Source organism: Natronorubrum sulfidifaciens JCM 14089 (genome assembly GCF_000337735.1).
GTDB lineage: Archaea > Halobacteriota > Halobacteria > Halobacteriales > Natrialbaceae > Natronorubrum > Natronorubrum sulfidifaciens.
The window spans coordinates 193,921-218,612 of record NZ_AOHX01000026.1 but is presented as its reverse complement, the minus strand read 5'-3'; the positions used below and the strand labels follow the sequence as shown (position 1 = coordinate 218,612).

The 24,692-nt window shown below is 62.5% G+C and carries 30 protein-coding genes, 1 tRNA gene and 1 pseudogene; 18 read left to right on the top strand and 14 right to left on the bottom strand.

Annotation, left to right across the window (positions count from 1 at the left end):
* Positions 1 to 51: 51 nt before the first annotated feature.
* The 3 genes from C495_RS04230 to C495_RS04220 all read left to right on the top strand — a co-directional run bounded on the left by C495_RS04230 (position 52) and on the right by C495_RS04220 (position 3,374).
* The gene (locus tag C495_RS04230; RefSeq protein ID WP_006064785.1) at positions 52 to 348 is read left to right on the top strand and encodes a hypothetical protein; all 297 of its coding nucleotides are present in this window, start codon (positions 52 to 54) and stop codon (positions 346 to 348) included.
* Positions 349 to 351: 3 nt separating this feature from the next.
* Positions 352 to 1,329 carry an ArsA family ATPase gene (locus C495_RS04225; protein WP_008160339.1) on the top strand — a complete coding sequence of 326 codons (978 nt, stop codon included), beginning with the start codon at positions 352 to 354 and terminating at the stop codon, positions 1,327 to 1,329.
* A gap of 182 nt (positions 1,330 to 1,511) precedes the next feature.
* A complete protein-coding gene (locus C495_RS04220) occupies positions 1,512 to 3,374 on the top strand; it encodes a carbon starvation CstA family protein (RefSeq protein ID WP_008160337.1) in 1,863 nt (620 codons plus the stop codon).
* Between the two features lie 128 nt (positions 3,375 to 3,502).
* On the opposite strand, the gene C495_RS04215 is transcribed toward C495_RS04220, so the two are convergent.
* A complete protein-coding gene (locus tag C495_RS04215; protein WP_008160336.1) occupies positions 3,503 to 4,135 on the bottom strand; it encodes a hypothetical protein in 633 nt (210 codons plus the stop codon).
* A gap of 104 nt (positions 4,136 to 4,239) precedes the next feature.
* On the opposite strand from C495_RS04215, the gene C495_RS04210 reads away from it, so the two are divergent.
* On the top strand, positions 4,240 to 4,464 hold the full coding sequence (locus tag C495_RS04210) for a hypothetical protein (RefSeq protein WP_049890136.1): 225 nt from the start codon (positions 4,240 to 4,242) through the stop codon (positions 4,462 to 4,464).
* Positions 4,465 to 4,492: 28 nt separating this feature from the next.
* On the opposite strand, the gene C495_RS04205 is transcribed toward C495_RS04210, so the two are convergent.
* A complete protein-coding gene (locus C495_RS04205; RefSeq protein WP_008160332.1) occupies positions 4,493 to 5,692 on the bottom strand; it encodes a redox-regulated ATPase YchF in 1,200 nt (399 codons plus the stop codon).
* A gap of 227 nt (positions 5,693 to 5,919) precedes the next feature.
* Here C495_RS04205 and C495_RS04200 point away from each other — a divergent pair, with 227 nt between their 5' ends.
* From C495_RS04200 to C495_RS04185, 4 genes are all read left to right on the top strand, one after another.
* Positions 5,920 to 6,114, top strand: coding sequence for a cold-shock protein (locus C495_RS04200; RefSeq protein WP_008160330.1), 195 nt, complete (start codon positions 5,920 to 5,922; stop codon positions 6,112 to 6,114).
* A 183-nt stretch (positions 6,115 to 6,297) separates the two neighbouring features.
* The gene (locus C495_RS04195) at positions 6,298 to 7,164 is read left to right on the top strand and encodes a deoxyribonuclease IV (RefSeq protein WP_008160328.1); all 867 of its coding nucleotides are present in this window, start codon (positions 6,298 to 6,300) and stop codon (positions 7,162 to 7,164) included.
* 76 nt (positions 7,165 to 7,240) lie between these two features.
* Complete coding sequence (locus C495_RS04190; protein ID WP_008160326.1) at positions 7,241 to 7,612, top strand: hypothetical protein; 372 nt, start codon at positions 7,241 to 7,243, stop codon at positions 7,610 to 7,612.
* 41 nt (positions 7,613 to 7,653) lie between these two features.
* Positions 7,654 to 8,451, top strand: a complete 798-nt coding sequence (locus C495_RS04185) for a class I SAM-dependent methyltransferase (RefSeq protein ID WP_008160325.1) — start codon at positions 7,654 to 7,656, stop codon at positions 8,449 to 8,451.
* 21 nt (positions 8,452 to 8,472) lie between these two features.
* On the opposite strand, the gene C495_RS04180 is transcribed toward C495_RS04185, so the two are convergent.
* Both C495_RS04180 and C495_RS04175 read right to left on the bottom strand, forming a co-directional pair.
* Positions 8,473 to 8,673, bottom strand: a complete 201-nt coding sequence (locus tag C495_RS04180) for a hypothetical protein (protein WP_008160322.1) — start codon at positions 8,671 to 8,673, stop codon at positions 8,473 to 8,475.
* A 75-nt stretch (positions 8,674 to 8,748) separates the two neighbouring features.
* The gene (locus C495_RS04175; RefSeq protein WP_008160321.1) at positions 8,749 to 9,405 is read right to left on the bottom strand and encodes a helix-turn-helix domain-containing protein; all 657 of its coding nucleotides are present in this window, start codon (positions 9,403 to 9,405) and stop codon (positions 8,749 to 8,751) included.
* Positions 9,406 to 9,530: 125 nt separating this feature from the next.
* Here C495_RS04175 and C495_RS04170 point away from each other — a divergent pair, with 125 nt between their 5' ends.
* Positions 9,531 to 9,914 (top strand): DUF7344 domain-containing protein, encoded by a 384-nt coding sequence (locus C495_RS04170; RefSeq protein WP_008160319.1) that lies wholly within the window; start codon positions 9,531 to 9,533, stop codon positions 9,912 to 9,914.
* On the opposite strand, the gene C495_RS04165 is transcribed toward C495_RS04170, so the two are convergent.
* Positions 9,911 to 10,573: a DUF7095 family protein gene (locus C495_RS04165; RefSeq protein ID WP_008160317.1), complete on the bottom strand. Its 663-nt coding sequence runs from the start codon at positions 10,571 to 10,573 to the stop codon at positions 9,911 to 9,913. The genes C495_RS04170 and C495_RS04165 overlap by 4 nt on opposite strands.
* 69 nt (positions 10,574 to 10,642) lie before the next feature.
* The gene (locus C495_RS04160; protein ID WP_008160316.1) at positions 10,643 to 11,110 is read right to left on the bottom strand and encodes a DUF4442 domain-containing protein; all 468 of its coding nucleotides are present in this window, start codon (positions 11,108 to 11,110) and stop codon (positions 10,643 to 10,645) included.
* 151 nt (positions 11,111 to 11,261) lie between these two features.
* Here C495_RS04160 and C495_RS04155 point away from each other — a divergent pair, with 151 nt between their 5' ends.
* Together C495_RS04155 and ncsA are read left to right on the top strand one after the other, a co-directional pair.
* On the top strand, positions 11,262 to 11,999 hold the full coding sequence (locus C495_RS04155; protein WP_008160314.1) for an alpha/beta fold hydrolase: 738 nt from the start codon (positions 11,262 to 11,264) through the stop codon (positions 11,997 to 11,999).
* A gap of 225 nt (positions 12,000 to 12,224) precedes the next feature.
* The gene (gene ncsA, locus C495_RS04150) at positions 12,225 to 13,184 is read left to right on the top strand and encodes a tRNA 2-thiolation protein NcsA (protein ID WP_008160312.1); all 960 of its coding nucleotides are present in this window, start codon (positions 12,225 to 12,227) and stop codon (positions 13,182 to 13,184) included.
* Between the two features lie 406 nt (positions 13,185 to 13,590).
* On the opposite strand, the gene ftsZ is transcribed toward ncsA, so the two are convergent.
* From ftsZ to C495_RS04135, 3 genes are all read right to left on the bottom strand, one after another.
* Positions 13,591 to 14,778 (bottom strand): cell division protein FtsZ, encoded by a 1,188-nt coding sequence (ftsZ, locus tag C495_RS04145; protein ID WP_008160309.1) that lies wholly within the window; start codon positions 14,776 to 14,778, stop codon positions 13,591 to 13,593.
* Between the two features lie 2 nt (positions 14,779 to 14,780).
* Complete coding sequence (locus C495_RS04140; RefSeq protein WP_008160307.1) at positions 14,781 to 14,960, bottom strand: ribbon-helix-helix domain-containing protein; 180 nt, start codon at positions 14,958 to 14,960, stop codon at positions 14,781 to 14,783.
* Positions 14,961 to 15,158: 198 nt separating this feature from the next.
* Positions 15,159 to 15,725, bottom strand: coding sequence for a double zinc ribbon domain-containing protein (locus C495_RS04135; RefSeq protein ID WP_008160305.1), 567 nt, complete (start codon positions 15,723 to 15,725; stop codon positions 15,159 to 15,161).
* 129 nt (positions 15,726 to 15,854) lie between these two features.
* Between C495_RS04135 and C495_RS04130 the strand changes: the two genes are divergently transcribed.
* A tRNA-Tyr gene (locus C495_RS04130) sits at positions 15,855 to 15,928 on the top strand.
* 117 nt (positions 15,929 to 16,045) lie between these two features.
* Positions 16,046 to 16,336 (top strand): DUF5779 family protein, encoded by a 291-nt coding sequence (locus tag C495_RS04125; RefSeq protein WP_008160303.1) that lies wholly within the window; start codon positions 16,046 to 16,048, stop codon positions 16,334 to 16,336.
* On the opposite strand, the gene C495_RS04120 is transcribed toward C495_RS04125, so the two are convergent.
* Positions 16,317 to 17,009: a VOC family protein gene (locus C495_RS04120; RefSeq protein WP_008160301.1), complete on the bottom strand. Its 693-nt coding sequence runs from the start codon at positions 17,007 to 17,009 to the stop codon at positions 16,317 to 16,319. The genes C495_RS04125 and C495_RS04120 overlap by 20 nt on opposite strands.
* 105 nt (positions 17,010 to 17,114) lie before the next feature.
* On the opposite strand from C495_RS04120, the gene C495_RS04115 reads away from it, so the two are divergent.
* Together C495_RS04115 and C495_RS04110 are read left to right on the top strand one after the other, a co-directional pair.
* Positions 17,115 to 17,798, top strand: coding sequence for a hypothetical protein (locus tag C495_RS04115; protein WP_008160300.1), 684 nt, complete (start codon positions 17,115 to 17,117; stop codon positions 17,796 to 17,798).
* A gap of 96 nt (positions 17,799 to 17,894) precedes the next feature.
* Positions 17,895 to 18,314, top strand: a complete 420-nt coding sequence (locus C495_RS04110; RefSeq protein WP_008160298.1) for an MPN domain-containing protein — start codon at positions 17,895 to 17,897, stop codon at positions 18,312 to 18,314.
* 46 nt (positions 18,315 to 18,360) lie between these two features.
* Here the strand turns inward: C495_RS04110 and C495_RS04105 are convergent, their stop codons facing one another.
* Entirely contained in the window at positions 18,361 to 18,570 is a 210-nt protein-coding gene (locus tag C495_RS04105; RefSeq protein WP_006064759.1) for a ribbon-helix-helix domain-containing protein, read from the bottom strand.
* Between the two features lie 98 nt (positions 18,571 to 18,668).
* Between C495_RS04105 and C495_RS04100 the strand changes: the two genes are divergently transcribed.
* Positions 18,669 to 18,998, top strand: coding sequence for a DUF5789 family protein (locus tag C495_RS04100; protein WP_008160296.1), 330 nt, complete (start codon positions 18,669 to 18,671; stop codon positions 18,996 to 18,998).
* Between the two features lie 2 nt (positions 18,999 to 19,000).
* Here the strand turns inward: C495_RS04100 and aglJ are convergent, their stop codons facing one another.
* Positions 19,001 to 20,020, bottom strand: coding sequence for an S-layer glycoprotein N-glycosyltransferase AglJ (gene aglJ / locus C495_RS04095; protein ID WP_008160294.1), 1,020 nt, complete (start codon positions 20,018 to 20,020; stop codon positions 19,001 to 19,003).
* An 84-nt stretch (positions 20,021 to 20,104) separates the two neighbouring features.
* Complete coding sequence (aglM, locus tag C495_RS04090) at positions 20,105 to 21,394, bottom strand: UDP-glucose 6-dehydrogenase AglM (RefSeq protein ID WP_008160292.1); 1,290 nt, start codon at positions 21,392 to 21,394, stop codon at positions 20,105 to 20,107.
* 110 nt (positions 21,395 to 21,504) lie between these two features.
* On the opposite strand from aglM, the gene pyrE reads away from it, so the two are divergent.
* Positions 21,505 to 22,032, top strand: coding sequence for an orotate phosphoribosyltransferase (pyrE, locus tag C495_RS04085; RefSeq protein WP_006064755.1), 528 nt, complete (start codon positions 21,505 to 21,507; stop codon positions 22,030 to 22,032).
* A 69-nt stretch (positions 22,033 to 22,101) separates the two neighbouring features.
* On the opposite strand, the gene C495_RS04080 is transcribed toward pyrE, so the two are convergent.
* Positions 22,102 to 22,458 (bottom strand): DUF7322 domain-containing protein, encoded by a 357-nt coding sequence (locus C495_RS04080; protein ID WP_008160290.1) that lies wholly within the window; start codon positions 22,456 to 22,458, stop codon positions 22,102 to 22,104.
* Positions 22,459 to 22,700: 242 nt separating this feature from the next.
* On the opposite strand from C495_RS04080, the pseudogene thrS reads away from it, so the two are divergent.
* A pseudogene (thrS, locus tag C495_RS04075) lies at positions 22,701 to 24,668 on the top strand (threonine--tRNA ligase).
* Positions 24,669 to 24,692: the final 24 nt, after the last annotated feature.

The window sequence follows — 24,692 nt, the reverse complement described above, 5'->3', positions numbered from 1 at the left end:
TCGTCTCGAGGGGAGACATACTTCCGTCTTCGGGACAGAGCATGGGTGACGATGACACTCGCCGACCGGATTGAATCCTTCCGTGCCACACTCGAGGAGTGGCTTCGTGGGCTCTATCACGGGATGTTCACCCATCCAGCCTACGAGAAGATCGAAGCCGAGGCCGAAGACACCGAGGACGCGTTCATGCTCGCGTGTTTCCCCGATGCGTTCGGCATTCCGAGTCCCGTCTCCTACTACACGGCCGAACTCCTGCCCTATCTCGAAGACGAGTATCAGTCTTGGGAGCGTCGGATGTGGGACCGCCAGTCCGTCATCGAGCGCAAGGGCCACCAGTACCACTTCTAATCGATGTCCAAATTCACCTTCTTCGGCGGCAAAGGCGGCGTCGGAAAAACGACCGTCTCGAGCGCCTACGCGCTCGAGTGTGCCAATTCGGGGTTCGAAACGCTCGTCGTGTCGACGGACCCGGCCCACAGTACGGCCGACGTCTTCGATCAGGCGTTCGGCGACGAGCCACGGTCCGTCGAGGGCTACGACGGGCTGTCGGCGATGGAGATCGATCCCGAACAGGAGGTCCAAGACCACCTGCAGGATCTCAGACGGCAGTTGAACTCCCAACTGAGCGCGGCGATGGTCAACGAAGTCGACATCCAACTCGAGATGGCCCACCAGACGCCCGGGGCCTACGAGGCCGCGCTGTTCGATCGGTTCGTCGACGTGATGCGAAACGCCGATCCCTACGACCGGGTCGTCTTCGACACCTCGCCAACCGGGTCGACGCTCCGGTTGCTCGCCCTGCCGGACCTCCTCGAGCGCTGGATCGAGCGGCTGATGGACAAACGAGAGCGCAGCATCGACCTCTTCGAGAAGGCCGCGATCGGCAAGCAAGAGCCTCGGCGCGTGATGGAGGGCGATCCGATTCTCGCGCGCCTACAAGGGCGCAAGGAACGCTTCGAGTACGCCGGCGAGGTGTTGCGTGACCAGTCTGCTTTCTATCTCGTCTTGAATCCCGACGAACTTTCGATCAGGGAGACAGGGCGCTCGCTCGAGACGCTGTCCGACGCCGAGTTACCCGTTCGCGGGCTCGTCGTTAACCGCCTGACGCCTGAACCGGAGCCCCACGAGGAGGGCCGCGGGGCGACCTACCTCCGTGACCGCGTCGACACCGAACGCGACCGCCTCGAGCACATCGAGGAGACGTTCGACGCTCCGGTCGTCGCGACCATCGAAACGCGCGTCGAAGAGGTCCGCGGGAGCATTCTCGAAGACGTCGCGCGCGACCTCGAACTGGACGACGTGGACGCCGAATTATCTCAAGCGAATTGAAGGTCTCTGTCGGTCATTTTACTCAGCCACCGGCTCTCGCTATATCTATCCACTGAATGACGGTATCCATACACGTATACCTCCTCTCGTGGAGAATTATCTCTAGGCTGACGGATTTGTTAGAACTCAATGAATTATATTTATGTTCCTCCCGTTCAACTCACGGTTAGTGAGACGATAGCATGGCAGGTATCATTTGGATCGTGGCACTGGTGCTGACGACGTTTACCGTCGCGTACGTGGGGTACGGGCGGTACCTTGCACAGTTCGTGGGGCTCGACGATAGTCGGGAGACGCCAGCACACAAGTACCAAGACGGACAGGAGTACGTGCCGGCGAAGAAGCCGGTACTGTTGGGGCATCACTACTCGAGTATTGCGGGCGGTGCACCCGTTGTCGGCCCGATTACGGCCGCACTGGTCTGGGGCTGGGTGCCTGCGGTGTTGTGGGTCGCGATCGGAAATCCGATTTTGGGCGCGGTTCACGACTTCATCTCGCTGTCGAGCAGCCTTCGACACGAGGGGAAGTCGATCGGCTACATCATCGGCGAGTACGTGGGTGAACGCGGCAAGAACATGCTGCTGTGGTTCGCGTTCTTGCTGACGATCCTCGTCGTCGCCGTGTTCGCCCTCGTCATCGGGGTCGTGCTGGACGCCTACCCGCAAGCCGCGACCGCGAGTCTGCTATACGTCACGCTCGCGTTCGTCTTCGGAATCTGGCTCTACCAGCTTGGACTGCCGTTCTCGGTTGGGACGGTCGTCTTCGTCGCCGGTGTGTTCGGGTCGGTCTGGGTCGGTATTCAGTACCCGCTCGCGATCGTCCCCGGCGACTACCCCGCGGGAACGACCGTCTTGCTCGAGTCGGCGGCGTTCTTCCCGGAACTGCTCGGCAGTGCGAACATCGGTGCGTGGGTGCTGGTGATGCTCGTTTACGGTGCTGCCGCCAGCGTCCTGCCGGTCTGGATGCTGTTGCAGCCGCGTGATTACCTCTCGTCGTTCCTTCTGTATGCAGGGGTCGGTGGGAGCCTGCTCGCGGTCATCGTCGGCACGTTCATCACCGGGATGGGAAGCGACGCCGTTCATCCCGAAACCGGCGACGCGCTGACCTTCGAAATCACGACGGGGGCCTGGTACGGCTTCCTCGGACAGGGTGGCCCGCTCGCGGAGATGATTCCGCTCATGCCGCTGTTTCCGCTGTTGTTCCTCACCATCGCGTGTGGGACCATCAGCGGCTTCCACGCGCTGGTCTCGTCGGGAACCACGGCCAAACAGTTGAACAAAGAAAGTGACGCTCGACTGATCGGCTACGGCGGCATGCTCGCGGAGGGGCTGCTGGCGGCCGTTGCACTCTGTGCGGTGACGATCGTCGCGATCCCGGCTGCCGACGGCGGTATCGGGCTTGCGCTGCCGAACTTCGCGACCGGTGGTGGGGCGATTCTCACTGCCCTTGGCATTCCGTTCGAGTACGCCGCGCCGTTCATGGCGCTCGTGCTCGCGAGTTTCCTGCTGACGAGTATGGACACCGCCGTCCGTCTGGGTCGGTACATGTTAGAGGAGATCGTCGGCACACCGGAGACGCCAGTCGAAACGTACGCAGCAAACCGCTACATCAACACGACGGCCATCGCGGTCGTGGCGTTCTTCCTGCTCGGCAGCGGTCGGTGGGAGGACCTCTGGACGCTGTTCGGCGGCGCAAACCAGCTGCTGGCGTCGCTGGCGCTGCTGACCGGCACCATCTGGCTGGCCAACTGGAGCGAATCCAAACAGCTGATCTCGACCGGCGGTCCGATGGCACTGATGGGCTTTATTACGGTCATCGGTCTCACCTGGACCGGACTCTACCAGATCCTTGGCGGTCGGCTGCTCGGTATCACCGCCGAGGCGGAGACTGGGCTGATCGGGCAGGTTTCGGCCGTCGCTCAGATCATCATCATCGCGATCCTCATCTACCTCGCGCTGTCGCTGTTCAAGATCGGCTACGACAACATGACGACAGCCCGAAACACTGGTGACGGGGTCGCAGCTGACGTCGGCTCGGACGACTGACCGCGACGACGACGAGTCGCGGTTCGACTGCTGTGGCGCTTTTGACTTTTTTGACTCGAGTGTGTGACTGCTGTCGCTCGTGTGCCGACACGTTCGTCTCGAGAACGAGTCCGTCTTGGAGTGCCGGCCTATCGCCGGAGCCGTCGCGAGAGCCGCTCGAGCAGTCCCGACTCATCTGCGTCGAGCGGTTCCCAAAGCCGAAACGCGGTCGCCACGTCGGCGTTGTCGCTCGCGACGAGGGCCGTGCTGTCGGGGGCGACGACGGCCAGATTGATCTCGTAGTGGCCGTGGAAGCCGTACTTCAGCATCGTTCGCCCGTCGAATCCCGCAACGCGCTCGCGGATCGAGTCGGGAATCGAGGGCGCGATCGCGACGAACGTAAACTCCGTCGCGAAGTGTTCTTCGTTCGGCTCGATCCACTCGTCGGCCAGCCGCTCGCCGAGATCGACGAACCGATCGAGCGTCCGGTCGTCGACGCGGTCGACCCGCCTGACGAACAGGTGTTCGGTCGACTCGTGTTCGGCGATCGAGAGCGATGGATGGAGGAACTGCTTTTTGCTGATTAGTTCCATCTTGCCATACAGTGTGAACTGCTCGCCCTCGAGGCTGTAGTCTTTCTCGAGGTCGTAGTTGTGCAGGAGCCGGTCGCTCACCCGGTCGACGTACTCGTCGTCCCAGTCGGGAACACCCTCGAGGCGCTCGTCCATCCGCCGGTCAGCCGCCATCTCGCGTGACTCCGTGGCGGACTCGTCGTCGTCCATGTGTGGTGATGCCACGTCGCGAGTAAAAGTCCGTCGCCACTGCGGTCGCGGTCGGCTGTGCCAGCAGTTAAGCAGTGGGAGTCCGTACACTGAGACGAACACACATGCCAAAGGAACGTGAGGCGTGTGGTCGCTGTTCAATGTCGGTCGCCGTCGACGTCGCCAACAGCGATCGAGACGCCGACGAACGGGCTGCCCGCGATCCGTACGGCGACGCGCGGATCGAAGTCGACGAAAAGCAGCTTCGAACCCTCTCGCCGAGCGCCTGGCTCGAGGGGCTCTCGAGTCGACTTGACGATCTTGCGAATCGGCTTGTCTGGCGACAGTAGGTGTCGGTCCGACGCTGCGTGTCGCCGGTCAGTTCGTCGTGATGACTTCGATCACGTCGCGGGGCTCGACTTCGTAGTCTTTGCCCAGCTGGCGGTTCGACCGACAGTCGATCGCGTGGAGGAAACCGTCGCCGATGTCGGAGTGGAGACTGTAGGCGAAGTCCTCCGCGGTCGAGTTCGGCGGAATCAGATAACAGTCGGGCAACACCTCGCCGCGTTCGTTGCCCAGTCCGTTCGCGCCGCCGGGGAACACCGGCGTGACCTCGAGGACGTCAAAGAGCGCGGACTCGAGGGCCGCCTGCACGCCCGTCGCGCCGTACTCGGTGAGGAAATCGCGAATCTGCTCGAGACCCTGTTCTTGCTCGCCCGAGATGTCGCCGACGATTTCGAAGTCGTCGTCGCCGGGTCGGTAGTCGACGACGCCGGCCTGATCAGCCGACTTGAGCGCCTTCTCGGCGTGAGCGCTGCAGGGAACGATCGTCAGATGCTCGTAGTCGGGATCGGATGTGATCTCCTCGTAGTTTTCTTGTGCTTGAGGGGTGTCCATCTTGTTCGCCGCGATGACCATCGGCTTGGTCTCCTTGCGGATCTCGCGGGCCAACTCGAGTTTGTCATCCTCGTCCCACTCCTCGGGCTCGAAGCCGACGTCGACGCGTCGGATGAGGCGTTTGATCTCGTCTTCGTTGGTCTTGAACGCGCTCATCTGCTCAGCGAGTTCCTCCTCGATGGCGTCGTCTTCGGTCGTGTAGCCGGACTCGTAGCGGTTGATCCCCTTCTCTAAGACGCCGAGATACCACTGGTCCAGTTCCTCCTCTAAGAAGGCGATGTCGTCGCGGGGGTCGTGGCCCTCGGTGGGTTCGCCCTCCGAGTCCGTCTCGCCGGAGAAGTCGACGACGTGGACGAGCACGTCGGTCTCGTTCAGATCCGAGAGGAACTGGTTGCCGAGTCCGTTGCCCTCGTGAGCGCCGGGAATCAATCCGGCGACGTCGACGAGTTTCGTCGGCACAAAGCGGGTGCCGTGGTCACAGTAGCCCACGTTTGGGGTACACTCCTCGTCGAACTCCGGGGCCGCACAGTCGACGCGAACGTAGGCCTCGCCCACGCTGGGGTCGATCGTCGTGAACGGATAGGCCCCCTCGGGTACGTCGTTCATCGTTGCTGCGTTGAAAAAGGAGGACTTGCCGACAGAGGGTTTGCCGACGAGTCCGATCCGGTAACTCGTACTCATTGTCCATCCCTAGAACGGCCCGGCTAAACGGGTTTTGTTCCGCCGTTGAACTGGTATGCGTACACAACTCACGATTGTCCAGATTATTTGACGATGGCTCTAATTGCGGCTGTAACCGTCTCTCGTGGCCTTTCGCCACGACGTGTGGGACTAATCCACAGGAACGTGGTCGTGGTACCGCGACCCTCGCAAGTCTTATCCGTGTATCGGCTGTACATTTGTTTGTAATGGCGAAAGGTAACGTTGATTTCTTCAACGACACAGGCGGCTACGGTTTCATTTCGACGGACGACGCGGACGATGACGTTTTCTTCCACATGGAAGACGTTGGCGGTCCGGACCTCGAGGAAGGCACAGACATCGAATTCGACATCGAACAGGCCCCCAAGGGTCCCCGCGCGACGAACGTCACCCGCGAGTAATATCGGCATCTCCGTCGCCTGACGGCGACTTTGTATGACGACATTTTCCAGACAACTACGCTCCACAGTCACGACGCTCTGATCAGTGTTCGGTCTCACATCGACCATGACTGTCAGTGGCGACGCTTGTCTTCCTCGAGTCGCTCCGGTATCCCTATCAGGGATCGGTACTGACGAGACGCTATGAAGATCGGCGCACACGTTTCGATCTCCGGCTCGCGCGTCTCCTCTGACGACGAAACACCGCCGTACGACGACGTTCGGAACGCGGTTCATCGCCAACTCGCGTTCGGCGGCAACTGCGGACAGATCTTTACGACCTCGCCACAGGTCTGGGCTGAACCCGAGATCAGCGACGAAGCCGCCGAAGGCTTCCGAGCGGAGTCCGACGAAACCCTCGAGGGGCCGTGGGTGATTCACTCCTCGTATCTGGTCAACCTCTGTACGCCCAAAGACGACCTCCGTCGGAAGTCCAAAGCAAGCATGCAGGCGGAGCTCGATGCTGCCGAGAAGCTCGGCGTGCCCTACGTCAACGTCCACCTCGGTGCGCACACGGGCGCTGGCGTCGAGGGCGGCCTCGACAACGCGGCGAGTCTGATCGACGAACTCGAGGTCCCTGACGGGGTCGAGATTCTAATCGAGTCCGACGCGGGTAGCGGGACGAAACTCGGCGGCGAGTTCGCCCACCTCGCGGGGATCATCGATCGCACCGAGACCGACATCGGCATCTGTATCGACACCGCCCACACGCTGGTCGCCGGCAACGACCTCACGACCCCCGAAGCCGTCGACGAAACGGTCGGCCGCTTCGACGACGAGGTCGGCCTCGAGTACCTGAAATATCTCCACCTCAACGACTCGAAACACGACGTCGGCACGCACAAAGACGAACACGCCCACGTCGGCGAGGGCTACATCGGCGAGGACGGCATGCAAGCGATCGTAAACCACCCCGACCTGCGCGAACTGCCGTTCGCACTCGAGACGCCGACTGAAGACGGCCGCGGCTTCGCGTGGAACATCCAGAAAGTGCGGGAACTGCGCGAGTAGCCTTCGCTCGGCGCGACCGTCTTTTTTCGACTGTCCTAACGGGAAGCTATAGGACAACTCGCCGATGAATACGCGTATGGACACAGCTGAAACGACGTCCACGCTCGGGATCGTCCTCGGCGCGGTCCTCGTCGTCGTCGGCATCGCCGCCTACGTGGTCTCGGACTTTGCGAGTATTACTGCACTCATCCCGGCCGTTTTCGGCGTCATCATCGCTGGCCTCGGCGTCGTGGGTCGCCAGACTGAGCGACGCCGCCTTGCTGTCATCGGGATCGGCGTGCTCGCCCTGCTTGGCGTCGTCGGCTCTGCCCGTGGGATTTCCGACGTGATCGCGCTGTTGACCGGCGGGGCCGTCGACTCGACTGTCGCCGCGGTCGCACAGGGATCGATGATCCTGATCGGTCTCATCCTGCTTTTCGCTGTGGGTCGAGAGCTGGGCCGGACCTAGGAATCGACCCGCTTTTACTCGAGACGGTCGAACGACCTCTCGTGCGCGAGTTCTCCGAAGACTACCTCCAGCGGACCCGCCAGGGGATGTGGGACGACTCCCGGGAGGCGCTTGCCCCGCTTGCCCTCGAGTCCCGCGAGCGAATCCTCGACGTCGGCTGTGGCACCGGCGAGCTAAGCCGTGTGCTCGAGGCCGAGTCGGCGGCCGACGTGATCGGTTGTGACGCCGATCCGGACCTGCTCGCGGCGGCCCGCGACCACGTCCCGGTCGTCGCCGGCGACGCGCTTCAACTCCCGTTTCCCGACGATACGTTCGACCTCGTGGTCTGTCAGGCGCTGTTGATCAATCTCCCCGATCCGGTGGCCGCCCTCAGAGAGTTCGCCCGCGTCTCGAGCGACCGCGTCGCCGCCATCGAACCCGACAACGCTGCCGTCGAGATCGACTCGAGCGTCGACGCCGAGAGACAGCTCGAACGACGGGCGCGACAGGCCTATCTCGAGGGCGTCCCGACGGATGTCGCCCTCGGGGCTGATGCTCGCGAGGCGTTCGAGGCGGCCGGCCTCGAGGGCTGTGAGACACGCCGGTACGACCACGTCAGGACTGTCGAACCGCCCTACAGCGAGGGGGCGCTGCTTGCGGCCCGGCGCAAGGCAACTGGGGCGGGATTGGCCGACGACCGCGAAACGATGCTCGCTGGCCCACTAACTGAGGCGGCGTACGACGACCTCCGTGGTTCGTGGCGACAGATGGGACGGGACGTCATCGCCCAGATGGAAACACGGGAGTACCGCCGCGAGGAAGCCGTGCCGTTTTTCGTCACTGCTGGCCGAGTTGTCTGACAGCGCTGTCCGACACCCGGCTCACTCGTGTTCTTGACTGTCTTGCTGGCCCAGCAGCGAGATGACAATACCTGCGAATCCGAGCACGACGATTACGATGCCGGTGAGTAAGTCGACCACGCCGAACAGGGCAAGCACTGACCCCGTCATCACGAGCGCGAGATTGGCACCCATCGCGACACGGGGCGAACGGAGCTGCTGTAGAACCGATGAGACGCTCATACGAGGACACTCGTTGGGAGCGCAAAATCCGTTGTCATCGCACTCGAGCACCACTGCGGTCGCGTCGATGAGTCCTTACTCTGAGTGAGTGCTCGGGTACACCGTGTTCTCGGTGAGGGTTTTGACTCCCCGACGGAAGCGCTCGGAGGTCGCGTTCGGCGAGATATCGAACTGCTCGCCGAGTTCGGCGAGCGAACACGAGCGCGGAATGTCGAGATAGCCGGCGTCGACGGCGGCGATGAGCGTCTCGCGCTGTTGGTCGGTCAGCCCGAACTGGCTGTCGCCGCCGCCAGTACGTTCCTCGTAGAGTCGCTGTAACTCGAGGCTGACGTCGTTCTCGACGAAAAAGCGGTGAAACCGCTCGAGTGCGCCCTCGGTGGGAAACACGGCACGAAAGTGCCACCCCTCGTGTGTCGCCGTAACGGTTCGCAGGAGACTCCCATCCTCGATCAGTATCGGGTACACACTCTTCTCTCGGCCGTCGGGTGTCAACTCGAGGTGATAGAGCCGCCGGTCGTCGAACTCGACGACCCGCGTGGGCGGTTTGACGGTCGGATCGTCCTCGAGGGCCGCGTCGAACGCGTCATCCGACTCGCCTTCGACCCAGACGAGCATTCGATGGTCGCCGTCCTCGGTGAGATCCGACTGCTCCCACGTGACCGTCACGTCCGGTACAGCCGACAACGTATCGCGAAGGATCGGGTAGTCGATCCAGAACGTACTGAGTAGCATCTGAAACGGTCTGTATTCTCGCCCCCGCTGGATGGGGCCTGTCTCCCTATTCTGCCTGATTGATCATAAAGGACGTGAATATTTCCGCATTATTTCTATCCGATGGCACGGTCACTAGTCGGATAATGACCGACAGGAACGTGGTGGGGGCGTCGGATAACACCTGCACAGCGATCTCGTTCGATCTCCTGAGCGACCCTTGCCGCCAATCTATCTTTCAGTACGTACTGCAGACACGAACGGACAGTGTCTCGTTCACGGAACTCGCCACCAACGTCGGTCCTCGGCCCGCGTCGTCGGCCGAGACCGATGCTGAGTCGCAGGCGCTCGAGCTGGAGCTTCGTCACGTACATCTACCGATGTTGGACGATGCAGGGCTGCTCGAGTATGAGCCCAGCACCGACCGGATTCGTCTCGATCGGACCGCGTTCACGGACTGTCTCGAAGACATCCACTCGACGGTGACGGCGCTGCAAAACCCCTCGCTCGAGCAGGCGCACCCGCGTTAGACGACATCGCCGCGGACCGTCACTCCCTCCTGTTGTTCGCGCCATGCGTGGAGTTCCTGTGCTGCTGTTTTGGCCGCCTCGCTCTCGAGGCCGAGCATCTCGAGGGCAGCCGACAGCGTCGGCAGCGCCAACTCACTCTCGCGGAGTTTTCGGAACGCCTCCTCGCTTCGGGTGCCGTCGGCCCAGAGACAGACGCCACGCGGATCGAGCAACTGCGTGTAGTCCTCACGCAGTGTCGCGCCACGAAGCCGCTGGGTGACGTTGTCCTCGAACGAGGCGTTACAGACTTCGAGATGGATCGGTTCGTCGTCGCCGAGCAAGTGGGCCGCGAGACATTTTTCGGGTGCGGCATGCCCGTTGGCGTTCGCCCGAAGGTAGTGGGGGTAGTTGGCGGCCCAGTCTACGCGAACGGATTGTCCGACACCCTTGACGTCGTACGCTTCGCTTGCGTCGGTCCCTCTGTGAGTGGGCTCGCTGTCGTCTCTCACGAGGATGTCTTTGGTCAGGTAGATATCGAGTCGGTCGACGGGATCGACACCGAGTGCGACATCGCCGAACGCCCAAATCTCCCGCACCGGGACGGGCATTCGTTCACTCTCGACGGTGTCGACCAACTCCTCGAGCCGATCGACTGCGTCACGGCGATCAAAGCCACTCATTGGCGGGTGTGGGGCCTCGAGTCGCAAAACGGTTTCTTCGGACCGTGCTCACCGCCGCGGTCGGCCCGTCTACGTGCCTCGGTCGTTCGCGATGTAGACCGTTTTCCGAACGGTTGCGTGGACCGTTCCCTTGGCATCGACGAGGTTGACGGTGTAATGGCGGTCGATCGACTCCGCCCCTTCTGTTTCGAGTTCGGCTCGGATCGCCTCGAGCTCTTCGTCGGCGAGTCGAAAGTTCGCGTACAGCGTCTCTCGCCCGGGCTTTTTGAATCGAATCTCGGCTTCCTTGTCCCAGACGACGTACTCGTCACCGAGCGTTTTCAGCAGCATCATCATATAAAACGGGTCGACAGCCCCGTAGATGCTGCCGCCGAAGACGGTGCCAACGTAGTTGCGCGTCCGCCACGACAGCGGTAGCTTGATGTGGACTTCCTGCCAGTCGGGTGCGACGTACGTCACGCGGCCGCCAGTCCCGCGGTAGGCCGGAAACAGATTGAACCCCAGCCGGTAGAGCCGTGCTCTGAGAGCGTCGAACATGGGTTCGACTCGAGTGGCCGCTCGGAAAGCTATTTGTGAACGCGTGACCCGATTCTTGCCGTTTTTCCGCCGATGGCGGACGACGTAATGACCACGGTGAGTTCGTGTCAGGAGAGCACCTTTTTTATCCGTTCCCGGCGAACAAACCCGTATGAGACACCGGATCTTCAACGAAGACGGCGACGACGAGCTCGTGTTCGTCATGGGCTGGGGCAACCGCTGGACCCACGAGAACGTCAGTTGGCTCATCGGGAAGCTCACTGATGCCGGCTACCGTGTGCATGCGTTTGAACTCCCCACGAACATCGACGACTTCAAAGCCGACTGGCTCGAGCCAATCGCCGAATACGTCGTCGACCTCGAGGAGTACCAGTTGCTCGGCCACAGCGCGGGCGCACTCATCGGCCAAGCGTTAGACGGCGCGGACAACCACGTCTACCTGAGTCCGTGGTGGGGGTACAGCGAGGTGTACCCCGAACTGGCACTGACGGCGGTGTCGAAGCTGCCGACGACGTTTCCCTGTCTCCCGATCGGTGAAATGGACCGCACAGCCCTCGGCGAGAAGGCAACTGACCACCAGCTCGCGACGATGCCACGTTGGGTGTCGCCGGCGTTCGTCCGGGAAACCCGCCGAGCCCAAGCCGAGTTGCTGACAATCGACCACGACGCGGTCGTCTTCTGTTCGCTTCGCGACCCCGTCGTCAGTCTGGCTCCGATCGGCGAGCGGGTGCCTGCCGAACACGTCGTCCTCTACGATGGCGGTCACGAGCTGTTCTCCTCCGCGAGCCGCGACCGCCACATCGACACGCTGCTTGCTGCCCTCGAGGACGGGGCCGACGCCGTCGAGGAAGACGATGCGACGGACGACAAAGAGCCGGTGCCAGCCTGACACGAGGTCGTCGGTGGCCAAGCGATAGGCATCCAGCTCTGCCCTTGATACTGTCGGACAACACTCTTTGACGATCGGTCGCGCGACTGCGACCGTCACTCCCGATGACGGCCGCGACTTCGCGACCGACGTCTCACTGACGTCTGTCCGACAGTCTGATCCGAGCCGAACGGAGCCGACGGGGAGACGAAACGGACATACGCGTTCGTTGGTTACCTGACGCCGATGGACTGTAATCGGTGTCCCGAGGAGGCAGTGATGCACGCCGCCTACTCCGGGGCGCATCTCTGTGCGGACCACTTTCGTGAGTCGGTCGAAAAACGGGTGCGCCGCCGCGTGCGCCGGGACGATCTCGTCCCACACGACGCGACGCCCGAAACCCCACAGACGTGGGTGATCGGCCTCTCCGGGGGCAAAGACAGCGTTGTCCTCACACAGATCCTCCACGACACCTTTTCGGACGACCCTCGTATCGAACTCGTCGGCCTGACGATCCACGAGGGTATCGAAGGCTACCGAGACAAGAGCCTCGAGGCCTGTCTCGACCTCACCGACGACCTCGAGATCCGCCACGAAGTCGTCAGCTACGAGGAGGAGTTCGGCGTTCGGATGGACGAGGTCGTCGAGGACGACCCCGAAAACATGGCCGCCTGTGCCTACTGTGGGGTCTTTCGACGTGACCTCCTTTCGAAATATGCCGACGAACTCGAGGCCGATCTCCTGTTGACCGGCCACAACCTGGATGACGAGGCCCAGTCAGCGCTGATGAACTTCCTCGAGGGCGACGTCGAACAGATGGCGAAACACTTCGACGCCAGCCTCGGACCGCTCTCCGAACGCGATGAACAGGACGAGTTCGTCCCGCGGGCGAAACCACTCCGAGACGTCCCCGAAAAGGAAGTCGCACTCTACGCACACCTCAACGACCTCCCCGCCCACATCACCGAGTGTCCCCACTCGAGTGAGGCCTACCGCGGTGAGATCCAGCAACTCCTCTACGGACTCGAGGAGAACCATCCCGGAACGCGCCACTCTATTCTCTCGGGCTACGAAGAACTCGCCGGCATCCTGTCCGACGAGTTCAGCGGCGACGACGGCGCTGACTTACAGGACTGTGTCGAGTGTGGTTCGACGACGACCCGCGATATCTGTCGGAAGTGTTCGCTGCTTGAGTCGCTCGTCTGAGTCCCATTTGAGCGCAGTCTTCCGGTGTCCTCCGAGGACGTTCGCTCGTGCCCTCGAGGCGAAACGTTGCTTTTGTGTCTGTATACGGCTGTAAACAGGCGTCTCGCCGGCCACAAAGACGAGACGCAATTGGTCTTGCAGCAAACCGTCTGTCAGACACCCCAGCTCTGGAGACGGTTGTTGTGACTCTCGAGCGCTGTCGATGAAAAATGAGGACGGCAAGACCGAGCCGTCGATCGATCGTGATTCGGTGTGCCGCGTACGGCAGGTGGTGTGTCAGGTGCCGCGTGCGGCGAGTGGTGTGTCAGGTGCCGCGTGCGGCGAGTGGTGTGTCAGGTGCCGCGTGCGGCAGGTGGTGTGTCAGGTGCCGCGTACGGCAGGTGGTGTGTCAAGTGCCGCGTACCGATTACCGGATCACGTCGACGCCGTTCTGTTTCTCGAGTTCCTCGCGGCCGCCGTCGCTGTGTGCGCCGACGTTGGAACCGCCGTCTTCGATGTGATTGCTCGCGTCGAAGTCGGTATTTTTCACGCCCTCGATGCTTTGTCGGGACTTGTCTGCCTGTTTCTGTGTGGTTGGGCCGAGCACCTGCGCGCTCTGGACGCCGGTCATGATCGCCATGACCCGCACCTTGCCCTTGTAGTTGTCCTGGATTCGTGCGCCCCAGATGACGTTCGCCGAGGCCTCGAGGCGCTCGGTGATGTTGTCCGCGATTCCCTCTGCCTCTTTGAGGGTGAGGTCGGGACCGCCAGTGATGTGGACGAGTCCACCCGACGCGCCGCGGTAGTCGACGTCCAGCAGCGGGTGGTTCATCGCGTCTTTGACGACCTCGTCGGTCTTGTTCTTGTCCTGGGTCTCGCCGACCAGCATGACGGCGACGCCACCCTGGTTCATGATCGTAGACATGTCCGCGTAGTCTAAGTTGATCAGCGAGGGCTGGGTGATCGTCTCCGAGATCCCCTTGACCGTTTCGGCGATGATCTGGTCCATCACCGAGAACGCCTTGCCGATCGGGAGGTTCGGGACGTAATCGAGCAGGCGGTTGTTGTCGAGGACGATGATCGAGTCGGCCTGATCGCGCAGTTTCTCTAAACCTTCCTCGGCTTTCACCGTGCGAGCACGCTCGACGTTAAACGGCGTCGAGACCATCCCGACGACGATCGCGCCCTGTTCTTTGGCGATCTTCGAGACGACGGGGGCAGCACCGGTGCCGGTCCCGCCACCCATGCCCGCGGTCACGAACACGAGGTCCGCATCCCCGAGGACCTCTTTGACCGTGCTCTGTGCCATCTCGGTCGCCCGTTCGCCCATCGACGGATCGCCGCCAGCGCCGAGCCCGTTGGTGAGCGATTTGCCGACGAGGATCTTCGTGTCGGCTTCGATCATCTTGAGGTGCTGTTTGTCCGTGTTGATCGCCACGGTATCAGCACCGTCGACGCCGATGTTGTACAGCCGGTTGATCGTGTTGTTACCCGCACCGCCACAGCCAACGATAACGATCCGTGGGTCGCCGAACTCGTCGCCGTCCATGTCGGCGTCCATCTCTCTGGACTCCTGCTCCGCGTTTTCGAGTGCGTCTTGAACGATATCCTGCATCGTTACACCTTGGCCCACGTTCGTTTACCGGACTGTTCGCTCGGCCCGTCCTGTTGTTCGTTGATCATTTCACGGACGGCCGACCGGATCGCCTCGCTCCGGTTCGGGTACTCGCCCGAGTCGACTAGTTGTTCGACCTCCTCGATCTGCTGTTTCGGAATTCGCAGTGTCACACGCTCCATGGTTGTATTCCCTGTAGGGTAAGACGGCGGCGCGCCCCTGTCAGACGCGGCGTGTCTTACACGGTAACCGCCCGACATCGGGCGTTTTTCGGCGTTTGCCGATCGTTGTAAGACAACCGTCTTACGCGACTAAGTGGAAGACTGTCATAGGCAATAAAACTTTCGTCGAATACGACTTTCTGTGTCTTACACTAGTCGTTATGGATGACTGTCTCGATTTAGTACATTTGCGGCCGGCGTCCGACGGCCACAGCTGGGACAGAACGACCAGCCGGAGCGGATTTCGTCACCACACTCGCAGAATAGCCGTCTCGAGGTCTTCTCGCCACAGTTTGGGCAGTACATGTGGTCATCGTCGACGTGCTCGCCACACTGCTCACAGTGGGTCTGTGGTCCGTCGTCGCTCGACTGCTGGCCATGGGGCTGTTCGCGCTCGGCCGTGTCATACATCTCGCGATCGTGTGGCTGTGCGCGAGCATCGGCGACTGTGTGGTCACCAACTCGAGTCGATCGGTCCGGAGCCGACTCGAGGCCGAGTTCGTGGAGTCGATCAGCGAGCAGTTCGTCGACGCGATCCTGTACGAGTTCGTCGAGTGTCCCCGTTCGTGTGGATTCGATCCGCTGCTCACGTTCTCCCCCTCGAGTTTGCCCGTTGCTGGCGAGATACGCGCGCAGCGCCTCCCGCATCGCTTCGCTTTTCGAAATCTCGAGGGTCTCGAGTCGCTCGACGAGGGCATCGTCGGCGCGGAACGTGATCTTGCTCATCTGCGGGTTATCATCTCTGTTGAGACTCCATCTATATCAATCATTCTTCCATTTCGGTCGACGGCGGCGTCTTCTGCCGTCGAAAATAACAACTCTTATGTTATCCAGAGCGGCTACGTTGAAGTGCAACCGCCCTTAGCTCAGACTGGTAGAGCAGTCGACTGTAGATCGACTTGCCCCCCGTTCAAATCGGGGAGGGCGGACTCGTTTTCAAGCTGATTCGTGGTCGTCTCTCCGACTCGACACTCGAGGACCCATAGCTGCTCCATAACCGTCGGCTGAGGCGAACGTTTTTCTCGTCCCGGTTCGACCCACCCGGTATGAGCGATTTCGACCTCGACCTCCGCGCTGTCGAGGAACACATCGACGAGGAACTCGAGATCGAAGGCAGCGTCGTCCTTGGCGTCCTCGATGGGACGACGCCGGCGGCGGAGTGGCTCGAGGTAATCTCGAAGGGAAACCTGCTCGTCCTCAACGTCGAGGGCGACGTCAACGAATTAGCGTCGGGCTTTGCCCGCGATGTCAAGGAGTCGGGTGGCAGTCTGATCCACTTCCGGGGCTTTCTGCTCGTGGCACCGCCGGGCGTCGACGTCAGCACTGAGCGCCTGTAAACGTCAGGAAGTGCCCGTCAGGGTCGCGAACGACGACCGAGTCGTCCGTCTCCCGTTCGACGGCACGGACGCGATCCGAAATTGCCTCGAGCGCCGCCGCTGGCTCTTCGGTCTCGAATCCGAGATCGACGTGGACACCGCCGCGAGCGTCGGCGATCCCCAGGTGTGGCTCCCAGAGTTCCAGCGCCATCGGGCCGTGCAGACGGACGCGTTGTCGGTCGCTCCCCGTATCGACCGTCTCGAACCCGAGATCGGTGTAAAACGCGGTCGCCCGCTCGAGTGATTCGACCTCGAGGACGACCTCGAAGATCCCGTCGATCCCCGGCCCCGAAACGTCCTGTTGGCCGAGTTCGACGCAGTTGCCGTCGGGATCGTCCAGATACAGCGAACTGACGGGGCCGAACTGGGCCTCCTCGAGTTCGTACGCCTCGCTCAGCCGCGCCCACCAGTCGTCGTACTCCGCGTGGGGAATCGAGAACGCGTAGTGGGTGTGGAGCCCGCCACGTGGGAAGGCGGTGGGGCGGCGGAGGATTAGCTCGGTCTCGCCCGCCGCAAACACGAGTTCGTCGTCCCGCTGTGTCGTCACAGCAAGGTCCAGTGTCTCCTCGTAAAACGTACGCGCTCGCTCGAGGGACGTGACTTCGAGGGCGAGCCAGGACAGCCCAGTGAGCATACCCGTTCTACACCCGGGAGAGGCATAGATGCTCTGGCGGGGCCGGTCGGTGTCTTGTTCCTGTTGGCTACACGTTTATACACCGCGCGGTCATACCACTGACAGATGACATTCCGTGTCGACGAGCGTGCGACGGACTTTCGCGAGATCGACCGCTTCGACGGCGGTGTCGGCTGGATCGCCCATCCCGACGAACGGATGCAGCGGGCGAGCCACGCCCTCGAGGTCGATGGCAAGGTCTGGGTTATCGATCCCGTCGATGCCGAAGGGATCGACGACCTGTTCGCCGACTTCGGCGAGGTGACCGGTGTCGTCGTCTTACTCGATCGTCACAAGCGCGACGCCGCAGCGATCGCGAATCGCCACAACGTGCCGGTCTTTCTCCCCGACTTCTTCGAGGGTGTCTCCGAGGAGCTCGATGCGCCCGTTGCTCGCTTTTCGCGGACGCTTTCGGATACTAACCTCGAGGCCCGGACCGTCGTCAACAACCGTTTCTGGCAGGAAGCCGCACTCTACAACCCGGCCGACGGAACCCTGCTGGTCCCCGAATCGGTCGGCACGGCAGCGTACTTTCTCGCCGGCGGCGAACGCCTCGGCGTCCATCCGATGCGACGGGCCATCCCACCGCGGGCGGAACTGGGCCGGTTCACACCCGAGCGGGTGCTCGTCGGTCACGGCCACGGCGTCATGACCGACGCCGCGACGGCCCTCGAGGACGCGCTTGCCAACGCACGTCGGCGTACGCCGCTGCTGTATGCGGGGATGGCTCGACAGCTTCTTCCCATATAGACTGTCTTACGACGGTGGTTTCGAACCGACCAGCTCGTCCCCAGCGGCGCCCGCGTGGCATACAACTAACTACGAGCCACGCCTAGAGCGATCACTGTGGTCTACATCACGCGCGCCCTCGCCGACGTCCTCCTCGATCTGGCCAGCGACGCCGACCCGGACCGTGTGACGACCGGCGTCTCGGTCACGCCTGCGGGCGAACTCGAGGGAACTGGGATCGACGTTCCGCCCGAGACGCCGGTGTTTACGGACTTTTACCTTCCGGACCCCGGAAACGCCGTCAACGCCGTCTTCGGCGTCGATCTCTCGACACCCGCACGGCAGGCACAGGGCCAGTTCGTCTCACATCCGATCCGGGAACTCGAGGTCACGAGGCGAGACGATCTCGCGGAGGTAGTCTTCATCGCCGTCCCGCCGTGGGACCTCGACGAGCGATCGTTCGCCGCCTTCGACCGCCGTGGCGAACGCCAGCCACTCGAGGTCATCGACGCCAGCCCGCCGGAGCAGTCGCTGTGACTGGCTTGAACGGCCGTGATGACCGGATCGGAAGCGTGTGTCGCTGTTACTCGAGATAGCCGAGGCCGCGAAGCTGTTCGGTGATCTCTTCGAACTCGGCTTCCGTGAGTTTGCCTTGCTTCTGGTGTTGGATGACGATACTGCGAAGCAGGAATCGAGTCAGGTCGCTCGTGCTCTGGAAGCTGGTGCCTTCGATCGTGTCCTCGACGCGGTCAGCGAGATCTTTCGGGATCGAAACCGTCGTGTACTCTGTCATACGCCATACTCCGTCGCCGGTGCCAAAGGCGTGTCGACCGCGTGGGCCCCGCGACAGTCTTCGTAGCGGTTTTGCTGTCGGACACGATACTGGTTGGTATGGGAGTCCGGCCACCCTCGAGCGGAGACGACGACGAACCCGAAAGCGTCGAGTTCGGTATCGCCGCGATCGACGCACACCTCAGAACAGCAGAGCTCTCGTTTCCGGCGACAAAAGACGATGTCGCCGCCGAACTCGGCCACGAGCAGATCCCCTATGACGTCCACGGCAACGACGTCGCGCTGGGGGCGATGCTTGAGGAAGTCGAGACAGCGGAGTTTCGCTCCCGGCAGGAACTGCTGAACGCGCTTCACGAGCCGTTCGAGGAGTACCGACGGGAGCACTCCGGCGGCGTTTTCCAGCAGGTTCGATCGATGCTGCCGTTCTGACGTTATTTTCCGTCGTCTCGCTCCCGATCCGTGCGCGTAATCTGTTCGAGACGGCGTCGCTGCTCACGATGGAGCGTGACGAGCATATCCGAGAGCACGCCGAACATGAGCAACTGGACGCCAAGCAGGATGGCAGCCGCGGAGACCATCGCCATGATTTCGTGTCCCTGTCCGTGCTGAATCCACTGCCAGAGGACGTATGACGCGATGATCCCACCGGAGACGATGCCGCCGATGCCGAGGCTACCGAAATAGAACAGCGGATTGTTCGTCTTGGCGAGTGTGTAGAGCGCGAGGATGATCGTCCCGCCGTCTTTGAGCGGGTGGAGGTTCGTCTCCGAGGCATCCGGCCGGGCGCTGTAACTGACTGGGACGACCGTCGTCTCGAGTCCGTGTTTGACACACTCGACGGCGAGTTCAGTCTCGATCGTAAAGCCGTCCGAGTCGAGCGAGAGTCGCTCGAACGAATCGACGGTAAACGCCCGGTATCCCGAGAGAATGTCGTCGTAGTCGGCTCCGTGGATGAACCGGAACGACTTGTTGATCAGCCGGTTCCCAACACCGTTCAACGCCTTCATCGCGTCGTCGTCCATATCGGCAAACCGATTGCCGATCACGTGCTCGTACCCGCGCGAGAGCGGCTCGAGCATCCGATCTGCGTCGGCCGGATCGTAGGTCCCGTCTCCGTCGAGCATCAACACGTAGGGGACGTTGACGTACTCGAGGGCCTCGCGGACGGCCTGTCCTTTGCCGTCGCCGGACTGGACCAGCACGTGTGCACCGCGCTCGCGGGCGATCTCGCGCGTGTCATCCTCGGAGTCGCCGTCGACGACGAACACGTTCGTGTAGCCTTCGGCGTGAAAGCCGTCGATGACGTCGCCGATCGTGGCCGCTTCGTCGAGCGTCGGGATAAGGATACAGACGTCCTCGGCAGCGATGTCGCGCGTCTCACGGCTCATGGAGAGGACCTCCCCATCGCCGATCGACAGCCTCGAGTCCGCACGAACCGCGTCATTGTCCATCGCCAAGGAATCTCCGCTGTGACTGCAAAAACGTACTGATCGGCCAGTGACGGGTTTCTGATTGCGACTCGAGCGAGCCGGACACTACCAGGTCAGGCCCTCGTACACGTCGAGGTCGGCCTCGTCGACGTCGATCCGGCGACCGTCGACGACCACGCGCTGGGCCATCCCGTCGAACGCGAGGTCGTCGAACTCGGGCCAGTCGGTCGCGACGACTGCGCCGTCGGCGTCCGCGAGTGCGTCGACGGCCGAGTCGGCGTACTCGACATCGGGATACATCGGTCGGACGTTCTCAACTGCGACGGGATCGTAGGCGACGACGGTTGCGCCGCGATCCTGTAGATACTCGATCACGTCGAGCGCGCGTGACTTGCGGATGTCGTCGGTACCGGGCTTGAACGACAGGCCGAGCACCGTGATCCGTGCGCCCTCGAGGTCGACGTGGGTCGCAAGCGAGTCGACGAGCCGGCGCGGCTGGGCGTCGTTGACCGCGACGACGGCGTCGAGCAGGGCTGGATCGTACCCCTGTTCGCGAGCCCCGGCCCGCAGCGCGTCGACGTCTTTCGGGAAACAGGAACCACCCCACCCCAGCCCCGATCGCATGAACCGCTCGGAGATGCGGTCGTCGAGGCCAACCGCCGCGAGCACCTCGTAGGCGTCCGCGCCGTACTCCGTTGCGATGTTGCCGAGTTCGTTGACCAGCGAGACCTTCGAGGCGAGGAAGGCGTTGTTGGCGTACTTGATGAGTTCAGCCTCACGGATGTCGGTCTCGACGAGATCCGTCCCTTCCCGTGACAAGATCGGCGCGTACAGCTCACGAAGCGTCGTGGCGGCGTCCTCGCTCGTCGCGCCGACGACGACCTTATCGGGCTCGAGGAAGTCCATCACGGCTGTTCCCATTCGCAGGAACTCGGGGTTCATCGCGAGCTCGAGGCCGTCGCCGACGTGTTTTCCGGACTCGTCCTCGAGGATGGGGCCGACGACGTCCTCGGTCGTGCCCGGCAGGACGGTGCTCTTGACGACGACGAGGTGGTCGTCGGCTTTCGCCGCGAGCGCGCGACCGAGGGATTCGGAGCCGGCACGCATGATCGCGAGGTCGAGGCTGCCGTCGTCGGCCTGTGGCGTGGGCAGACAGAGGAAGGTGACGTCGGTGTCGCGAACCGCCGCGTAGTCGGTGGTCGCCCGGAGATTCGTGCCCGCGTGCTCGGCGATGCGCTCTGCGAGGCCCGACTCGTGGATCGGGGCCTCGCCGGCGTTGATCGTGTCGACGATTTCCTGATCGATTTCGATGTTGACGACCTCGTGGCCGAGATCGGCCAGACAGGCCGCAACCGTGGTGCCGACGTAGCCGCTGCCGACGATAGAGACGTGCATGCTCCTTCCGAGGAAGGGGTGGCGTTAGTCGTTTTTGGCTTCAGTTTGTGCGAATCGCGTGCTGGCCCGATCCACACCGCTTATTTCGGTTCGGCCCGCCCGTTCGAGCAATGACGAATCAGGCACTCATCGATGCCCTGCGCGAGGCTGATGCCGTCCAGTTCGGCGAGTTCGAACTCTCTCACGGCGGGACCAGCGAGTACTACGTCGACAAGTACCTCTTCGAGACCGACCCGGGCTGTCTCGAGGCCATCGCCGACGCCTTCGCCGAGCGCGTCACGCCGGAGGACAAACTCGGCGGCGTCGCACTCGGCGGCGTCCCGCTTGCGGCCGCAACGAGTGTCGCCGCCGGGGTTCCCTACGTCATCGCGCGCAAGCAGCGCAAGGAGTACGGCACCGCGAACTTAGTCGAGGGCCGTCTCGAGGAGGGCGAGGAAGTCGTCGTCCTCGAGGACATCGTGACGACGGGGACGAGCCTTGTCGACGCCATCGAAGCCCTCAGAGACGCCGGGGCAACCGTCGACCGCGCGCTGGTCGTCGTCGATCGACAGGAAGGCGGCCGCGAAAACGTCGAGGCCGCGGACGTCGAGATGGAGGCGCTTGTCACCGCCGAGGAGCTGCTGGCCGATCGGGACTGACGCCGAGCGCTCGGCTCGTTTCGCTGTATCTCGTCCGTTCTGCCCAGTCTCGAGTCACCAACCAGGGACTCACTGGCTGTGCTTGTATCGCCGATATCCGACGACAGCCAGGCCCAGGGCGAGCACCCCACCGATCGCAAGCGCGCTGCCGACGACCCACTGACTCCGGAAGCCGACCAACAGCACGCCGAGGCTGGCGCTAAAGAGGCCAGCGTGGACGAGCACCGCGACGATGATGAACGCAAGCAGTGTCGATCGCGACCCCTCGCTGAACGCTTCCTCGAGGTCGTCGTCACCGTCTCCGCCGCCGATCGGGTCGTCCGCAAACGGGTCCTCGAGTGGATCTCCCGCAAACGGGTCCTCGAGCGGGTCGTCTCCGAACGGGTCGTCAAACGGATCGTCGTCCGGCGGCGGATCGAAGCCCACGACCTGCTATAGCCCGTTCGGAGCCAAAACCGTTCGGCTGACGACGCCCCATCACAATGTTTTTATCCCGCTCGAGACTACGCATAGCCACGATGGTAGGTGTCCGCTTTACAGGGGCTTTCGCCCGTTTCTAACCTACACCTACCGCTCGCTGTGTCGACACGGCTCCACAGACGAGCGGCCAGAGCGGACGTCCAATCGGACTTCTTACCGAAGTTCACGAACACGCCATAGTAACATCCATGTCAGAATCAGATCCACAATCGCAGGAGCAACTCGTGGTCGTACTGCCAGACGGTTCCGAACTCGAGGTCGATGCGGGGTCGACGGTCGAAGACTGTGCCTACGAGATCGGTCCCGGCCTCGGCCGTGACACGGTCGCCGGCAAACTCGACGGTGAACTCGTCGCCAAAGAAGCGCCCGTCTACGACGGCGTCGACCTCGAGATCGTCACCGACCAGTCCGACGAGTACCTTCGCGTGATGCGCCACTCGGCCTCGCACTGTCTTGCACAGGCCGTCGAACGCCACTACGACGACGTCGACCTCGCGATCGGGCCGCCGACGGACGACGGCTTTTACTACGATTTCGACAACCTCGACATCGACGAGGAAGACCTCGCCGCCCTCGAGGGCGAAATCGAGGCTATCATCGCCGAGGACTACGAGATCGAACGCGAGGACGTCTCGATCGAAGAGGCCGAAGACCGCCTCGCGGACGACCCCTACAAACTCGAGTTACTCGAGGAGTTCGCCGACGAGACCGACGAGGTCTCGTTCTACAAACAGGGCGAGTGGGAAGACCTCTGTGCCGGCCCGCACGTCGACTCGACGGGCGAGATCGGCGTCGTGAAACTGCTCGAGATCGCCGGAGCCTACTGGCGCGGCGACGAGGAGAATACGATGCAGACGCGGATCTACGGCACCGCCTTCGAGGACGAAAGCGACCTCGAGGCCTACCTCGAGCGCCAGCAGGAAGCCGAAAAGCGCGACCACNCCTCGCGCCATCAGAGATGTGTATAAGAGACAGAGATGAACCTGTTCTCGATTCAGGACGTCACCGGCCCCGGACTGCCGCTGTATCATCCGCCGGGGAAGACGGTGCTCAAAGAACTCGAGGACTTCGTCGAAGACCTGAACAAAGACGCCGGCTACGACTACGTCGAGACGCCCCACGTCTTCAAGACGGACCTCTGGCACCGATCGGGCCACTACGAGAACTACGCCGACGACATGTTCATCTTCGACGTCGGCGACGACGAGTTCGGCCTGAAGCCGATGAACTGCCCCGGCCACGCTGCCATCTTCCAGGACCAGTCTTGGAGCTACCGTGACCTCCCGATCCGCTACGCCGAAAACGGGAAAGTCTACCGCAAAGAACAGCGCGGCGAACTGTCGGGCCTCTCGCGAGTCTGGGCGTTTACGATCGACGACGGCCACCTGTTCATCCGACCCGACCAGATCGAACGCGAGGTCGAGGAGATCATGGACATGATCACGGACGTCTTGGAGACGTTCGACCTCGAGTACGAGATGGCACTGGCCACCCGGCCCGAGAAGTCGGTCGGCAGCGACGAGATCTGGGAGCACGCAGAGGAGCAACTCGAGAACGTCCTCGAGAAGCGCAACCTCGACTACGAACTCGAGGAGGGCGACGGCGCGTTCTACGGCCCGAAGATCGACTTCGCGTTCGAGGACGCGATCGGGCGCTCGTGGGACGGCCCGACGGTCCAACTGGACTTCAACATGCCCGACCGGTTCGATCTGTCTTACGTGGGCGAGGACAACGACGAACACGAGCCGGTGATGATCCACCGCGCGCTGTATGGCAGCTACGAGCGGTTCTTTATGATGCTCATCGAGCACTACGAGGGTCGCTTCCCACTGTGGCTCGCGCCCGAGCAGGTCCGCGTGCTGCCGATCTCGGATAACAATCTCGGCTACGCCCATCAGGTCGCAAACGAGTTCGACGAGTTCCGTGTCGAGGTCGACGACCGCGACTCGACGCTCGAGCGCAAGATCCGTGCGGCCCACGACGACCGCGTGCCCTACCAGATCATCGTCGGTGACAACGAGCAAGCCGACGGCAACATATCGGTCCGTGACCGCTTCGAGGATCAGGAGTACGACGTCGAAATCGACGCGTTCAAGGCCCATCTCGAGGCCGAACGCGACGAGCAGCGGACGGAGCCGGACTTCCTGCAGGACTGAATACGACCGCTCGAGCCCGTTTTT

Excerpts from the sequence above, each read along its gene's own strand:
- C495_RS04115 (WP_008160300.1), top strand. The coding sequence starts at position 17,115 with ATGACATTCCGTGTCGACGAGCGTGCGACGGACTTTCGCGAGATCGAC.
- C495_RS04120 (WP_008160301.1), bottom strand. The coding sequence starts at position 17,009 with ATGCTCACTGGGCTGTCCTGGCTCGCCCTCGAAGTCACGTCCCTCGAG.
- C495_RS04160 (WP_008160316.1), bottom strand. The coding sequence starts at position 11,110 with ATGTTCGACGCTCTCAGAGCACGGCTCTACCGGCTGGGGTTCAATCTG.
- C495_RS04135 (WP_008160305.1), bottom strand. The coding sequence starts at position 15,725 with ATGAGCAAGATCACGTTCCGCGCCGACGATGCCCTCGTCGAGCGACTC.
- C495_RS04230 (WP_006064785.1), top strand. The coding sequence starts at position 52 with ATGACACTCGCCGACCGGATTGAATCCTTCCGTGCCACACTCGAGGAG.
- C495_RS04205 (WP_008160332.1), bottom strand. The coding sequence starts at position 5,692 with ATGAGTACGAGTTACCGGATCGGACTCGTCGGCAAACCCTCTGTCGGC.
- C495_RS04155 (WP_008160314.1), top strand. The coding sequence starts at position 11,262 with ATGAGACACCGGATCTTCAACGAAGACGGCGACGACGAGCTCGTGTTC.
- pyrE (WP_006064755.1), top strand. The coding sequence starts at position 21,505 with ATGACGAATCAGGCACTCATCGATGCCCTGCGCGAGGCTGATGCCGTC.
- ftsZ (WP_008160309.1), bottom strand. The coding sequence starts at position 14,778 with ATGCAGGATATCGTTCAAGACGCACTCGAAAACGCGGAGCAGGAGTCC.
- C495_RS04165 (WP_008160317.1), bottom strand. The coding sequence starts at position 10,573 with ATGAGTGGCTTTGATCGCCGTGACGCAGTCGATCGGCTCGAGGAGTTG.
- aglJ (WP_008160294.1), bottom strand. The coding sequence starts at position 20,020 with ATGGACAATGACGCGGTTCGTGCGGACTCGAGGCTGTCGATCGGCGAT.
- C495_RS04190 (WP_008160326.1), top strand. The coding sequence starts at position 7,241 with ATGGACACAGCTGAAACGACGTCCACGCTCGGGATCGTCCTCGGCGCG.
- C495_RS04215 (WP_008160336.1), bottom strand. The coding sequence starts at position 4,135 with ATGGACGACGACGAGTCCGCCACGGAGTCACGCGAGATGGCGGCTGAC.
- C495_RS04210 (WP_049890136.1), top strand. The coding sequence starts at position 4,240 with ATGCCAAAGGAACGTGAGGCGTGTGGTCGCTGTTCAATGTCGGTCGCC.
- C495_RS04125 (WP_008160303.1), top strand. The coding sequence starts at position 16,046 with ATGAGCGATTTCGACCTCGACCTCCGCGCTGTCGAGGAACACATCGAC.
- C495_RS04220 (WP_008160337.1), top strand. The coding sequence starts at position 1,512 with ATGGCAGGTATCATTTGGATCGTGGCACTGGTGCTGACGACGTTTACC.
- C495_RS04105 (WP_006064759.1), bottom strand. The coding sequence starts at position 18,570 with ATGACAGAGTACACGACGGTTTCGATCCCGAAAGATCTCGCTGACCGC.
- C495_RS04100 (WP_008160296.1), top strand. The coding sequence starts at position 18,669 with ATGGGAGTCCGGCCACCCTCGAGCGGAGACGACGACGAACCCGAAAGC.
- C495_RS04180 (WP_008160322.1), bottom strand. The coding sequence starts at position 8,673 with ATGAGCGTCTCATCGGTTCTACAGCAGCTCCGTTCGCCCCGTGTCGCG.
- C495_RS04225 (WP_008160339.1), top strand. The coding sequence starts at position 352 with ATGTCCAAATTCACCTTCTTCGGCGGCAAAGGCGGCGTCGGAAAAACG.
- C495_RS04175 (WP_008160321.1), bottom strand. The coding sequence starts at position 9,405 with ATGCTACTCAGTACGTTCTGGATCGACTACCCGATCCTTCGCGATACG.
- C495_RS04195 (WP_008160328.1), top strand. The coding sequence starts at position 6,298 with ATGAAGATCGGCGCACACGTTTCGATCTCCGGCTCGCGCGTCTCCTCT.
- C495_RS04140 (WP_008160307.1), bottom strand. The coding sequence starts at position 14,960 with ATGGAGCGTGTGACACTGCGAATTCCGAAACAGCAGATCGAGGAGGTC.
- ncsA (WP_008160312.1), top strand. The coding sequence starts at position 12,225 with ATGGACTGTAATCGGTGTCCCGAGGAGGCAGTGATGCACGCCGCCTAC.
- C495_RS04170 (WP_008160319.1), top strand. The coding sequence starts at position 9,531 with ATGACCGACAGGAACGTGGTGGGGGCGTCGGATAACACCTGCACAGCG.
- aglM (WP_008160292.1), bottom strand. The coding sequence starts at position 21,394 with ATGCACGTCTCTATCGTCGGCAGCGGCTACGTCGGCACCACGGTTGCG.
- C495_RS04200 (WP_008160330.1), top strand. The coding sequence starts at position 5,920 with ATGGCGAAAGGTAACGTTGATTTCTTCAACGACACAGGCGGCTACGGT.